Source organism: Rouxiella chamberiensis, assembly GCF_026967475.1.
Lineage (GTDB): Bacteria > Pseudomonadota > Gammaproteobacteria > Enterobacterales > Enterobacteriaceae > Rouxiella > Rouxiella chamberiensis.
Genome location: NZ_CP114058.1, coordinates 4,542,036 through 4,556,030 on the forward strand (window position 1 = coordinate 4,542,036; position 13,995 = coordinate 4,556,030).

General features: G+C 54.2%; 10 protein-coding genes and 1 pseudogene. 6 read left to right on the forward strand and 5 right to left on the reverse strand.

Annotated elements, in window-relative coordinates:
• Window positions 1-9: 9 nt before the first annotated feature.
• The gene (locus O1V66_RS21265) at window positions 10-1,146 is read right to left on the reverse strand and encodes an efflux RND transporter periplasmic adaptor subunit (RefSeq protein WP_045049508.1); all 1,137 of its coding nucleotides are present in this window, start codon (window positions 1,144-1,146) and stop codon (window positions 10-12) included.
• 662 nt (window positions 1,147-1,808) lie between these two features.
• Here O1V66_RS21265 and O1V66_RS21270 point away from each other — a divergent pair.
• The 3 genes from O1V66_RS21270 (at window position 1,809) to O1V66_RS21280 (ending at window position 4,591) form a co-directional block, all read left to right on the forward strand.
• Window positions 1,809-3,440: a PTS transporter subunit EIIC gene (locus tag O1V66_RS21270; RefSeq protein WP_269128003.1), complete on the forward strand. Its 1,632-nt coding sequence runs from the start codon at window positions 1,809-1,811 to the stop codon at window positions 3,438-3,440.
• A 120-nt stretch (window positions 3,441-3,560) separates the two neighbouring features.
• Window positions 3,561-4,139 carry a hypothetical protein gene (locus tag O1V66_RS21275; RefSeq protein ID WP_269128005.1) on the forward strand — a complete coding sequence of 193 codons (579 nt, stop codon included), beginning with the start codon at window positions 3,561-3,563 and terminating at the stop codon, window positions 4,137-4,139.
• 80 nt (window positions 4,140-4,219) lie between these two features.
• Window positions 4,220-4,591, forward strand: a complete 372-nt coding sequence (locus tag O1V66_RS21280; RefSeq protein ID WP_045049506.1) for a hypothetical protein — start codon at window positions 4,220-4,222, stop codon at window positions 4,589-4,591.
• A 25-nt stretch (window positions 4,592-4,616) separates the two neighbouring features.
• Here the strand turns inward: O1V66_RS21280 and O1V66_RS21285 are convergent, their stop codons facing one another.
• The 3 genes and pseudogenes from O1V66_RS21285 to O1V66_RS21295 all read right to left on the reverse strand — a co-directional run bounded on the left by O1V66_RS21285 (window position 4,617) and on the right by O1V66_RS21295 (window position 8,364).
• Window positions 4,617-5,351 carry a GntR family transcriptional regulator gene (locus O1V66_RS21285; RefSeq protein ID WP_045049505.1) on the reverse strand — a complete coding sequence of 245 codons (735 nt, stop codon included), beginning with the start codon at window positions 5,349-5,351 and terminating at the stop codon, window positions 4,617-4,619.
• Window positions 5,352-5,507: 156 nt separating this feature from the next.
• Window positions 5,508-7,262, reverse strand: a complete 1,755-nt coding sequence (locus O1V66_RS21290) for an ABC transporter ATP-binding protein/permease (protein ID WP_045049504.1) — start codon at window positions 7,260-7,262, stop codon at window positions 5,508-5,510.
• A 161-nt stretch (window positions 7,263-7,423) separates the two neighbouring features.
• Window positions 7,424-8,364: pseudogene (locus tag O1V66_RS21295) on the reverse strand (LysR family transcriptional regulator).
• Between the two features lie 160 nt (window positions 8,365-8,524).
• On the opposite strand from O1V66_RS21295, the gene lysA reads away from it, so the two are divergent.
• Complete coding sequence (gene lysA, locus O1V66_RS21300) at window positions 8,525-9,799, forward strand: diaminopimelate decarboxylase (protein ID WP_045049502.1); 1,275 nt, start codon at window positions 8,525-8,527, stop codon at window positions 9,797-9,799.
• Between the two features lie 11 nt (window positions 9,800-9,810).
• Entirely contained in the window at window positions 9,811-10,263 is a 453-nt protein-coding gene (locus O1V66_RS21305) for a GNAT family N-acetyltransferase (RefSeq protein ID WP_045049501.1), read from the forward strand.
• Window positions 10,264-10,281: 18 nt separating this feature from the next.
• Here O1V66_RS21305 and galR read toward each other — a convergent pair whose 3' ends face one another.
• On the reverse strand, window positions 10,282-11,286 hold the full coding sequence (gene galR, locus O1V66_RS21310) for an HTH-type transcriptional regulator GalR (RefSeq protein ID WP_045049500.1): 1,005 nt from the start codon (window positions 11,284-11,286) through the stop codon (window positions 10,282-10,284).
• A 294-nt stretch (window positions 11,287-11,580) separates the two neighbouring features.
• On the opposite strand from galR, the gene O1V66_RS21315 reads away from it, so the two are divergent.
• Window positions 11,581-13,839: a molybdopterin guanine dinucleotide-containing S/N-oxide reductase gene (locus O1V66_RS21315; protein WP_045049499.1), complete on the forward strand. Its 2,259-nt coding sequence runs from the start codon at window positions 11,581-11,583 to the stop codon at window positions 13,837-13,839.
• Window positions 13,840-13,995: the final 156 nt, after the last annotated feature.

Below are 13,995 nucleotides of genomic sequence, written 5' to 3' on the forward strand. Positions count from 1 at the left end.
TGTGTTCCTCTATTGCGCGGATGGGTCAGTCATTGACAGATTTGCGTCCACTTTGGGTTCGGCGGCTTTCTGTTCACTGCCGTTGACTTTGGTGCCTGGGTGTACACGTTGCAGACCGCTGGTAATAACGCGGTCACCGTTGTTCAGACCGGAGGTGACCAGCCAGTTGCCCGACATCATCTGACCGGTGGTGATTTCGCGCTGCTCGACGGTGTTGTCCGCCTTCACCACGTAGACATAAGGTTTGCCCTTGTTGTCATGCATGATGGCTTCCTGCGGTGCCAGAATACCGTTCTGCTCAACCGCCTGACTCAGCGTGGCGTGAACGAACATGCCCGGCAGCAGCTCATCTTTCGGGTTAGGGAAGGATGCACGCAGTGTCACGGAGCCTGTGCCTTCATTTACGGTGACTTCGGAGAATTCCAGTTTGCCCGGCAGGCTATAGTTGCTACCGTCTTCCAGAGTCAGCTGAACCTGCGCGGCATTGTTACCGGCAGAAGCCAGTTTGCCTTCGGCGAGCGCACGGCGCAGACGCAGCAGGTCGAGCGAGGATTCGCTGACATCGACATAGATAGGGTCAAGCTGGTCGATAGTGGCGAGATCGGTGGTCTGACCGCTGGTAACCAATGCCCCTTCCGTCACGGAAGAACGACCAATGTGGCCGGAGATTGGCGCATAAACCTTGGTATATTGCAGGTTGACGCGGGCCGTTTCGAGATCGGCTGCCGCTTCGCCGGTTGCCGCTACGGCATCGTCATAAACCTGACGGCTGACGGCTTGCGATGACACCAGACCTTTGTAACGGTTTGACGTGGCTGCTGCGCTTTTATAGGTAGAGAGCGCTTTGTTGTATGCGGCCTGATAGGTCGCCGGGTCTATCTGGTAGAGCTGTTGACCGGCTTTGACTTCGCTACCTTCCACGAAGGTGCGCTTCAGGATAACGCCACTGACCTGAGGACGAACTTCCGCGGTTCTAACGGCAGAAGTACGGCCCGGCAGGCTGGTCGTCAAGGTTACCGGTTTGGCTTGCAAGGTGACATATTCAACGGCTGGAGCTTGGGCAGCAGGTTGCGAGGCCGTTCCAGCGGAACCATCGCAAGCGGAAAGCAGTACCACAGTACTGACAGAAAGAACCTTCAGGCGCATAGAATTTACTCTCTTGAGGGGGTTGAGAACAATCATTCTCAATAAGTCCCCCACTATACGAGAGGCGATGAATTCACTCTGTAAGTATTTGGTTGTGAGATATGTCTAAATGTTTCACTCGGTAATGACTATAAAAATCAAACATCTGAAGGTTTTTTGTGCACAGCTAAGGTTTTTGGAGCGATTTGAATAATAGCGGGGTAGTAGTAACACAGTTAACTATTATAACGTCAACTTTTGGAAGGATATTCTGCAAGCCGTAAATTTCAAAGAATCATAAAAGTATGATCTGGATCAAAGTAAGACATACTTATTAACAGTGACCTTACCAGAAATCGCTGCCGCAATAAGCCAATTGCCGTTAGGGTAGCAATCGAGAGCGAGCAGTTCTCACATTTGCATTGTTGCAACGGCTTTGTAAAAAAGCAGTATATCGCAACCCTCATGCCCACTGTCCGATGTGGGCTTTTTTTCGTCTCTACGATGGAATTGCCGTTTTTTTAATCAAAGACGATGCTAACATTTTCATTGTAACCTGCTTTCAATTTGTTAACAAACTGTGATCGCATTCATACTCCTGATCCCTTTGTCTATACAGCTATACAATCTATGACTTAACTCATGATGAGCGATTTTTGAGCATCGGCATCGAGGGGAAAGGCATGATTAAACTGGGCAGCAAGATCCACGATTTAGGTAAGGCATTGATGACACCCATTTCCGTCATTGCCGCCGCCGGGATATTTCTCGGGCTGGCCTCCGCGTTGCAAAATCCCAACGTGATGGGCGACAGCTTTACCCAGATGAAAGCGCTGCAACTGGTTATCGGTTTTATTCGTCAGGTGTCTAGTGCGCTGTTTGCCAACCTGCCGCTGTTCTTTGCCGTAGCGACGGCGATGGGACTGGCCAATGCAGAGAAGGCGACCGCGGCCTTTTCCGCAGTGATCGGTTTTGTCGGCCTGCATGTAGGCATCAATTACAGCCTTCTCGCGCAAAATATCACGCCCGCGACCACGACGGTCGAACACCTTACCGCGCAGGGTATGCCCTCTACCGAAGCCCTGATCTTTGCCTCCGAATTCACCCGCACGCTGGGTATTTTTACCTATAACATGAGTGTGCTTGGCGGGGTTTCTGGTCGGGCTTATCACCATGTTGCTGCACAATCGTTTCTATACCATCGTGCTGCCGACCGCCGTCGCGTTTTTGGCGGACGCCGTTTTGTGCCGATTATTACCGTCGTCGTGCTGCCTGTCGTCGGGGTGCTGGTGTCCTTGATCTGGCCTACCATCGCGCTGGGTATTCAGTGGGTCGGCGAACTGATTGGTCGCACGGGCGAGATTGGCACCTTTATCTATGCCACCTCCGAGCGTTTGCTGATCCCGACCGGTCTGCACCATATCATCAATGAAACCGTGCGCTTTACTCCGCTCGGCGGCGTGACCACCGTCGACCATCAAAGCGTGGTCGGCGCATTGAACATCTTCAATGCCGCACTGACCAATCCGGGCGCGGTGAGTGATGATGTTACACGCGAGGCCACCCGCTTTCTGGCGCAGGGCAAGATCCCGGTCATGATGTTTGGCCTGCCGGCAGCGGCACTGGCGATGTACCACTGCGCCAGGCCGGAACACAAGGATCGCGTCAAAGCGCTGATGATGGCCGGTGCGCTCGCCTCCTTTACTACCGGCATTACAGAACCGCTCGAGTTCTGCTTTATCTTTGTCTCTCCGGTACTTTACATATTGCATGCCATTCTGATGGGCCTGTCATTCGTGTTGATGCAGATGCTGGGCGTCATGATAGGCAACGTGCAGGGCGGGGCAATTGACTGGGTTATCTTCGGTATTCTTGGGGGCAGCAAAACCCATTGGTGGTATCCGCTGATCCTGGGCGTGATTTATGCGCCTCTCTACTATTTCACTTTCCGCTGGGTCATTCTGCGTATGCAGGTCAAAACGCCGGGACGAGAAGAGGAGATGGAAAGTGAAGAGCTGCGCGGTAGTGCCCCTGCCCGCACATCGACTTCAACGGCGGCAGCCAGTTCGAGCGCGAGCGATAAAACGGCCAACATCATCAAGGGGCTGGGCGGTGAACAGAATATCGCGAGCGTCGATTGCTGCTTCACCCGACTGCGGGTAAAAGTCAAAGACATGAATCAGGTGGTCGACAAGACGCTGATGACGACAGGCGCGATGGGCGTCAAGCGCGTGACGGAAACGGATGTGCACGTCATTTACGGCCCGCAGGTTGAAAAAATTGCCAATGATGTCAAAGTCGAGCTGGCGACTTAATCGTCCTCTTAATTATTTTTATATAAACCGCTCATTATTTCCCTGTGAGTGGTTTATTTCTTTTGGGGATAATATCCAGAGAGTAGACTCAACGAATCCAAAAACCATGAGGATATCGTTATGCAAATAGCCCCCAGAAATATAGGTTTCCATCGCGTAGGGATGGAATTTATTCAGAAGGCGACGGTGAGTGAAAACTGCGCCAGATTAATAACCCAGTTAAAAAACTCCAGTAAGGCTATCTCTTCGAACGTGCGTGAAGAACTGGCCAATCTGCGTTCGGAAGGCGGGTCGGTTAAAAAATTTCTCAAGTCACATAACGAGAAAATCGTCTTTGCGCTGCCGCTTGCCAAGTTGAGTGTCGATGCTACGCAGTCCGGCAAAATCAAAACAGAAGAGCGGTTCGGCACGGAGCGTTTCAAGCATCTGCGGGATGCCTTCGAGAAGTGCGGGCCGATTGGCAGGCAGAAAAGCGTCAAGGACAATGTCGGGTTCTACGAATCACTCAAGCCGGTAACTTCGCCGGGCGGCATATTGGCGCAATACGAGAAAAAGACATTGGAAAACGACAAGGTGACCTGGGTTAAAAAAGAACTTACCCCCGATGAACTCGAAAAAAGCTTTGTATTTCGGCAACCGCAGGGCATATACAATATCTGGAATCCAGACAATGTCGCTCCCGTGCTGAGTAATCAATAATAAACATTTAGAATAAAAGCGTTGAAACAGTTAACGACCTCTCGGGGTCGTTTCAATTAATTAAATCAGCAGGCCTTATCATGCCGATTAATCAAACCGGTTTTATTACACCTTTATTTTCTCCCGTCGAGAGTGCTTTTAACAAACCGATTGGCACACTGCTTCAAAATACTCGCCAGCGTTATGATGCGCTGTATCAAAATATCGACGACGTGCAGCGTAGTTTTATCCGACCTCATTTAGCCGCAACCCGCTTGGCACGCGCCGTTATCCATGCCGATAAACAGACGCAAACCGACTCTGATTCATGCTGCTGCGGGGGGCGTACCCGTAACAGGGCCGAAGTGCTGCAGGATGTCATGCAAAAAATTAATCTGCGACGTGCTCAAAATGGCGAAAAATTATTGGAGTTCAAACCGATACCGTCAACGTCGTTTTTCCCGCCACGGTGAATCCGCATGTCTCGTGTGCAGTCGGTTAGCAGCGCGCTTCCAGGCTGAAACGGTAATAGCGCTGGTTGTAATAGATATCGGCAACCTCAAAAGGGCTGCCGTCGGTAAAGTAGGCAACCGAACGCGCATGCAGAATAGGTTCGTCGCGTGAGAGATCCAGCGCCTGACGCACCGTATTGGCAGGTAATTCGGCCGAAATCTGTTTGCTGCTGCCCGAAGGCGTATAACCCTGCGCCTCGAGATAGGCATATTTGGAATGGTTTAAATGTTCACGGGTCAGATCCGGAAAAGGCTCGCTCAGCATCCAGCTTTTTTCATACACAAAGGGTTTATTGTCGAGCAGACGCAGACGAATCATAAAATAGACGGGCGTGCCGACAGGCAGTTTCAGCAAGGCCGCAGTTTCGGCATCGGCCTTTTCGCGGCGAAACTCGACGACTCGATTTTCCAGCGTCTGATTAAGCTCCCGTGCGATGTCGCTTGCGGTAAAATGCCGGTCCAGTGGCAATACCGTCTTTTGTTCGAGACTCGTGTCGATAACAAAGGTGCCGCGCCCGCGAAATCGCGCCACGCGGCCTTGGCGGACTAAGTAATCCACCGCCTTGCGCGCCGTCATTCTTGAAACGCCATAGATTTCACAAAGCGCGGCTTCGGTCGGAATAGGGTCGCCCGGCTTGATTTCGTGCGAGCTGATTTTTTCGGTAAGCTGCTGTTCTATTTGTAAATAAAAAGGTATGAGCGAGTTTTTATCAATATTCATCAGCCCTCCTGAATCTTGCTGTAATTGTATGGTGAGCTATACAATTTGAACAAACAGAGTACCGAGTTTTGTGGGCCGACGCTCACAAATTGTTTAAAAACCGATCGGATCGTCAGCCCTTCCCCGAATTCGAGGAAGGGCGAGGGGAGGGCGAGGTTATCGCGCGAGGATTTCCTGCTGCAAGGGCGCGGCAATCATGTGAGACTGGCCGTCATCCTGTAGCTTGAAGCGCCAGCATTCCTGATGATATTTCGCCACGCTGTTGCGGTGCGCGACGCTGAGCACCGTGGTCTGCGGCAGTTTCTCCAGCAGCAGCGTGTACATCCGTTGCTCCGTATCATCGTCCAGTGCGCTGGTGGCCTCGTCGAGATAAAGAATTTCCGGCTTGATAAGCATCGCGCGAGCAAACGCCAAACGCTGCTGCTCACCCGGCGACAGGCGCTGGCTCCAGTTGGCATACTGATCCAGCACCGGTTGCAGATAACCCAGATTACACCATTCAAGCACCTCACACAGACGCTCGTCGGTATACTCGAGCGTCGCGTCTTCCGGATAGGTAAGCGCCTCGCGCAGCGAGCCAATCGGTATGTAACTGCGCTGCGGCAGGAACAACTGTTTCTTGTTCGCGGCGGTATTGATTTCGCCCGAGCCGTAAGGCCACACGCCCGCAATGGCGCGTAGCAGCGTCGATTTACCGCAGCCGGAAGGCCCGGCCACCAGCACGCGGGCGCCGGTGGCAAGGGAAGCCGTTACGGAAGAGAACAGCGGATTGCCGTTGGGCAGGTTCAGCGTCAGATTATTGAGCTGCAAATCGCTGTCGGTCGCATTGCCCAGCGCAATATTGCGCGGCTGCGCGTTAACCTGATTGATGGCGGCGTTGAATCCGGCCAGACGGTTAACGCAGGCTTTCCAGCTTGCCAACTCGTTGAATGCGTTGATAAACCAGGAGAGAGAATCCTGAACCTGACCAAAGGCCGACGAAATCTGCATCAGCAGACCCATCTGGATAGCGCCCGAGAAGTAACGCGGAGAAGCCACCAGAATCGGGAAGATAATCGCAAACTGACCATAGAACGAACTGGCAAAATTCAGTCGACGCGTTACGCGCATGAACGACCACCAGTTGGAACGAATCGCCTCGAAGTTATCGGTCAGCTGTTTTTTCTCGCTTCTTTCGCCGTGATACAGCGCAATCGCGTCACTGTTTTCACGAATTCGGATCAACCCGAAACGGAAGTTTGCCTCAAACCATTCCTGATTAAAGCTCAGCTTGACCAATGGGCGACCGATTAAGCCGATGATAACGGAGCCAATCAGCGCATAAAGCAGGGCAAACCACAGCATATAGCCGGGAATGGTGATTTGATGGGAGCCAAGCATAAAGCTCAACGGTCCGCTGACTGACCACAGAATAGTGACGAACGAAAATAGCGTCACCAGACTGGAGAGCAGCCCGAGTGTCAGATTAAGGGTTCCGGAGGTCAGCGCGTCGAGATCGGCGGCAATACGCTGATCGGGGTTATCAATCTGATGTTGATGTTCGGTGTAATAATAGGCGTGGTTATGCAGCCATTTATCCATATATTCGTTGGTCATCCAGCGCCGCCAGTTCATTTGCAGGCCCTGCGTCAGATACACCTTGTAGATAGACACCACGATAAATATCAGCGCCAGCCATGAAAATTTAAATAGCTGCTGTTTAAATACCGGGAAGTTCTTGTTTTGCAAGGCATCGTAAAACACGCGGTTCCATTGGTTAAACTGCACGCTAAGATACACCGATCCTAACGACAGCATCACAATGGCGGCCAGCATGCCCCAGGCCTTCCACTTCTCTTCAGACTGCCAATAAGGCTTAATCAACTGCCAGACAGCGCGCCAGCGGGCTGTTTTCCCAGGTTTTTTAGTCATAAATAGCCATATCAAGTATCAATAAGTGGTGATTCTTTATCATCTCAGAATGAGGTGTAGCGTGCGAGAGGGCAATGCTCGACTTGTAAGCAAACTTTAGGGTTTACTTATCAGGCTGGAGGCCCGCGCTTCACCTTGCAGCCTATTGATGAGAAAAAAGGTCATAGATTCAGGATCCTGCCCAACCGCGCCGGAAATTTTTCGGCTTCTTCCCGAAAATGCGCCACAAAGGTATCGACCAGCGCGGAAGCCGGGCGATGATGTGGCCGAATCAGACTGACGGTGAACGGAATATTTTCGCTAAATGCGCGCACCACGACGCGACCCGTAGTTTCCTGTGAAGCCGCCGCGTAATCCAGCGCCGTCAACGGATTGACAATCGACACGCCAATGCCCTGCGCCACCATGCTGCATACCGACGCGGCGCTGTGTGTTTCCATGACCATGCGCCGCTGAATGCCGCGTTCGACAAACAGGGCATCCAGTAATTGCCGATAGTTGTCCGTTGCCGAGAGGCTGATAAAGTTTAGCCCGCTAAAATCTTCGGGCGTGATCACCGTTTTTTTGCCAAAGGATGGGCCACCGGCAGCACACAGACTTCGTTCAGCGTCAGCAGGGTTTCCCTGTCCGTTCCGGCCGGCGTGTGCTGGTTTTCCGTGATGCCCAAATCATGGCGCTGCGCCGAAAGCCACTCCTCCAGCAGCGGTGATTCCTGCGGCACAATGTTGAAACTGGCCTCGGGATAATGCTGTAAAAAAGGCTGACATACGGCAGGCAACAACGACTGGCTGAAGACGGGCAGGCAGACTATCGACAGCTGTGCCTGCTCGAACTGGCGAATACCGGCAGCGGCGTTGATAATTCTGTCGAGACCATAATAGGAACGCTGCACCTCTTCAAACAGCCGCAGTCCTTGTGCGGTCGGATGCAGTCGGCCGCGCACCCGCTCAAACAGTTGAAGATTAAACAGTTTTTCGCAGCGCGCCAGCTCGCGGCTTACCGTAGGCTGCGAAGTTTGCAGCAAGGCGGCAGCCTCGGTCAGGTTGCCGGTCGTCATGACGGCATGAAAAATTTCTATATGTCGCAACGAAATGGCGGGCATTGTCGGCGGCTCCAAAGCAGGCTCAGGCTATATCATAAATGAATAGACTCACGCGAAATAGATATTTTAACCCCTAAAAGACGCGAGTCATAATGCCTGCATCGTTTTGAAATTATGCAGTAGCACCCACCGTCTGCGCGGTGCGGTTGCGGAGACTCTCATGCCTTTTGAACTTAGCAATACAGACAATGCCCTTACCGGCGCTAACCTGCTGAATGTCGTAAAAACGTTTGGCTGCCCGGTCTGGGCATACGATGCACAGATTATTCAGCAGCGTATCGCTCAACTGCGTCAATTTGACGTTATTCGTTTTGCGCAGAAAGCCAGCTCGAACATTCACATTCTGCGCCTGATGCGCGAGCAGGGCGTCAAGGTGGACTCTGTGTCGCTCGGCGAAATCGAGCGCGCGCTTCATGCCGGTTTCAAGCCGGGTTATCAGGCGGGCGAGCACAGCGAGATTGTGTTTACGGCCGATCTGCTGGACCAGCCTACGCTTGACCGCGTGACCGAGTTGTCGATTCCGGTCAATGCCGGTTCTGTCGATATGCTGGAGCAGATTGGTCGGCAGAAGCCCGGTCATCCAGTCTGGCTGCGCGTTAATCCGGGCTTTGGTCACGGCCACAGCCAGAAAACCAATACCGGCGGTGAAAACAGCAAGCACGGGATCTGGTTCGCAGACCTGCCGCTGGCGTTGGAGAAAATCAACGCCTATCAGCTCAAACTGGTGGGTATTCACATGCACATCGGGTCTGGCGTTGACTATGCGCACCTCGAGCAGGTGTGTGACACCATGGTGCAGCAGGTGATTTCGCTGGGTCATGATATTGAGGCAATTTCAGCGGGCGGCGGTCTGTCTATTCCCTACCAGTTTGGCGGCGAGTCTATCGATACCGATCACTACTACGGCTTATGGAATCGGGCGCGTGAGCAAATCGCCGCGCATCTGGGGCACCCGGTCGGGCTGGAAATTGAACCGGGCCGTTATCTGGCCGCCGAGTCGGGCGTGCTGGTCGCGCAGATCCGCGCCATCAAATCGATGGGCAGCCGTCACTATGTGCTGGTGGATGCGGGCTTTAACGATTTGATGCGTCCGTCGATGTACGGCAGCTACCATCATATTTCCGTACTGGCCGCCGATGGGCGCGACCTGAGTCAGCAGCCGCTGCGCGAGTCGGTCATTGCCGGACCACTGTGTGAATCGGGCGATGTGTTTACCCAGCAGGCTGGCGGCGGTGTTGAAACCCGTTTCCTGCCGGAAGCCCGCATCGGCGATTACCTGGTGTTCCACGACGCCGGCGCTTACGGGGCGTCGATGTCCTCAAATTACAACAGTCGTCCCCTGATTCCTGAAGTGCTGTTTGAAGACGGCGTTCCGCGCCTGATTCGCCGCCGTCAGACCATTGACGAGCTGCTGGCGCTTGAGCTGCTGTCTTAAACGGATCAAACATGCTGACTATCGACAACTTGAAACGGCATCCACAGCATCGCGAGCAGGTGATAGCCTGGCTGTGGAAGGCGTTCGGCAACGAAAAGAGCCGCGCGTTTTATGCAAGCGTTGTCGATAGCAGCCTGAACGGTGCAGATCTGCCGCTGACCTTTATTGCGCTGGACAAAGGGCAAGTGGTCGGCACCGTGGGGTTGTGGCGCTGTGATTTGATCAGTCGTCAGGATCTCACGCCGTGGCTGGCGGCGCTGTATGTCGACGAGGCGTGGCGGGATAAAGGATTGGGTCGGCAGTTGCAGACCTTTGTGACAGAGTACAGCCGTCAGGCCGGTTATGACGAGCTGTATTTATGGTCGACGTTTTCGGGGTATTACGATCGCCACGGCTGGAACCTCATTGGCGACGCACTGGATTACCCCGATATTCCCGTCAGACTTTACCATCGTAAACTTTAGTGCTTTCAGCGTGTTATATCACTGAAACGGCACGCTTACCGAATGGCGTCGTACCAGCGTCGGGCTAAACATATTGGTGGTTTCCGGCAGGGGCTGACCTTTGGCGAGCGCCAGCGCCAGTTGGGCCGCCTGATTCGCCATCGCGATAATCGGGTAGCGGATCGTGGTGAGTCGCGGACGCAGATAGCGCGAAATCAGCACATCATCAAAGCCAATCAGCGAAATCTCTCCGGGCACATCGATGCCGTTATCACTCAGCACGGACAGTGCGCCAGCCGCCATCGGATCGTTGTAACAGGTGACGGCGGTGAAGTTTTTACCGTGCCCGAGCAGTTCGGTAATCGCCTGTTCGCCGCCTACTTCATCGGGTTCTGCCGAGACAATCAGCCTTTCATCCACCGGAATGCCGTGCTCTTCCAATGCGTCCAGATAACCCTGCAAACGGTCGCGCGCATCGGAAATATCGTGATTCGAACAGAGAATGGCGATGCGCTGATGACCCGCCTGAATCAGGTGGCGCGTGGCGAGCCAGGAACCGTAGCGGTCGTCGAGCGCAATGCAGCGATGGGCAAATTCGGGGAGTGTGCGGTTAATCAGCACCATGCCCGGGATCTGACTCATCAAACTGGAGAGTTCATCTTCGGGCAGCATTTTGGCGTGCACCACCAGTGCCGCGCAGCGATGGCGGATCAGTTGTTCGATTGCCTGCCGCTCTTTATCGACATTATGGTAACCGTTACCAATCAGCAGAAAGTTGCCGGTGGTGTAGGCGACCTGTTCCACCGCCTTGACCATTGCGCCAAAGAAGGGATCGGAAACGTCGGCGACGATAAGCCCCAACGTTTCGGTAGCCTGCTGGGCAAGCGCACGGGCATTGGCATTAGGATGATATTGCAATTGCAGCATCGCATGGGTGACCGCTTCACGCGAGCTTTCACTGGCTTTGGGAGAGTGGTTGATTACGCGTGAAACGGTAGCGACAGACACACCCGCCAGTTTTGCGACATCCTTAATCGTAGCCATTGTTGAATATCCAGCCAAATGAGGGTAAGCGTTTACATGGTGTAGTTTTGCGGAAAAAAACCCTGTCTGCAAGGGACATGGATCGCAACTTCACAAGCAAGCATCTTGAAACGGCGAATAATACTCGTCATAAGCTGATAAATTAAGTCTTTTGACTTAAACATCGAGTTGCAGGGTGAATGATGAATGTTTAAGCCGAAGATATCTCCTTTTGTGCTTTGAGTCCGCCCGTGTGAATTGCTATTTTGTTGGTCATCCGAACTGGTCTATCACCACACCTGCCAAGAGAAAAACATGTCCATTAAACGTTATCCGCAGTTGGCCCATTGGGGAGCCTATACGGCGGTGGTCGAAGACGGCCGTCTGATTCGTTGCGAACCTTATTCTGCGGATGCCGACCCTTCACCCATGCTCGCCTCCATCCCGGCGTTGCTCTATTCCGATAAACGAATCCGCAAACCTGCCGTGCGCCGCTCGTGGCTGCAAAAACGTGAAAACAGCGACCGAACGCTGCGCGGAAAAGAAGATTTCGTCGAGGTCGACTGGGATGTCGCGCTGGATTTGGTGGCCGAGGAAAACCGCCGCGTGCGCGATCGCTACGGCGCCTGCGGAATTTTTACCGGTTCCTACGGCTGGTCATCGGCCGGCCGTTTACACCACGCGCGTTCGCTGGTGCGACGCTTCTATTTCAGCGGCGGGGGTGGGGTTGACCAGCAGGGCAACTACAGCTGGGGTTCCGCGCAGTTTTTCCTGCCGTATGTGATTGGGACCTACACGCCGCTCACGGGGCGAGTCACCACCTGGCCGAGTGTGGTCGAACATTGCGACATTCTGCTGGCCTTTGGCGGACTGGCACTGAAAAACGCGCAGGTTGCCTCGGGCGGCGCGGTAGAACACACGCTGAAACCCGCGCTCGAGCAGATGGCAAGGAAAGGCACGCCCATCATCAATATCAGTCCGATGCGCGACGACTGCCCCGAGTTCGTCAATGCGGAATGGATCCCGATTCGCCCCAATACCGATGTGGCGCTGATGATGGCGGTGGCCTATGAAATCCAGCGCAAAGAGGCGCAGGATAGTGCGTTTCTCGCCAGCCACTGCGTAGGTTATCCGCAATTGGCCGCCTATCTGGACGGAAAAACCGATGGCGTTGCGAAAACGCCGGAGTGGGCGAGTGCCATCACCGGCGTGCCCGCGGCGCGCATTGCCAGACTGGCTGAACAGCTGATTGGGGTACGCAGCTTCATTACCTGCTCCTATTCCGTTCAGCGCGCGCACCGTGGCGAACAGCCGTACTGGATGATGATTGCCCTCTCGGCCATGCTGGGGCAGGTCGGGTTGCCGGGCGGCGGCTTCTCCTTTGGTCATGGTTCAATGAACAGCGTCGGCAATCCGCGTTTCGATACGCCCGGACCGGCGGTCAGTACCGGCCCCAATCCTTCCGGGTTGTCGATTCCGGTGGCGCGAATCAGCGACATGCTGCTGAATCCGGGTCAGTCCTACGAGTTTCAGGGCGAAACGCTGACTTATCCCGATATTCATCTGATGCATTGGGCGGGCGGTAATCCGTTTCACCATCATCAGCAGCTCAACCGGCTTGTCGAGGGCTGGCAAAAGCCCGACACCGTTATCGTGCAGGACAATGTCTGGACGTCCGCCGCTCGCATGGCCGACATCGTGTTACCGGCGACCACTTCGCTCGAGCGCAACGATATTGGCGGGGCTTCCCGCGATCGCTTTGTGCTGGCGATGCATCAGGCGGTGAAGCCACAGCATCAGGCGCGCAACGACTACGATATTTTTGCCGATCTCGCCGAGCGGCTGGGGTATCGCGAAGCCTATACGCAGGGGCGTGACGAACAGGCCTGGCTACGCCAGATTTATGCCCAGTGTGGACAGGAGCAGGCGGGTACAAACGTCGAGTGGCCGGATTTCGAGACCTTCTGGGAACGCGGCTTTGTCGAGCTGCCGAAACCTCGGAAGGATTACGTGTTTTTCGATGACTTTCGCAAAAGTCCACGCGCCCATCCTCTCGGCACGCAAAGCGGAAAAATCGAGCTGTTCAGCCAGAAAATCGCCGATTACCGCTATGAAGATTTTGCGCCGCATCCAGAGTGGCAACCGCCTGTCGAGTGGCTAGGTTCGGAAACGGCCAAACGCTGGCCGCTGCATCTGATTTCCATCCAGCCGAAAGATCGTCTGCACAGTCAGCTTGACCAGACGCCGCTTGCACAAAGCAACAAGACCGCCGGTAAGGAGACGCTGTTCATGCACCCGGAAGACGCGGCGGCGCGTCAGCTCAAAGACGGTGACCGGGTTAAAGTCAGCAATGCGCGCGGGAGTTGTCTGGCCGGTATTTCGCTTAACGACGGCATTACCCGCCATGTCGTCTTGATGGCGACCGGCGCCTGGTTCAATCCGGGATTCGGCCAGACCTGGCAGGAAACGGAGCAGGCGGGTAACCCGAATGTTCTGACGCTGGACATCGGCACCTCGCGGCTGACGCAGGGGCCAAACGCCATGAGCTGTCTGGTGGAAGTATCGGCTGTCTGAATCTCACCGCTGGTTACACTTTGCGGCTTAATGTTGCGATTGCCTGCTGGTCGGCGCGGCCTGCCAGCGGCTACATTAACAGTCCCAGAGGTATTGATTGGTGAATCATCAGCATACACTGTGTGTTGATACCGATTGACATTGCACCAACCTACG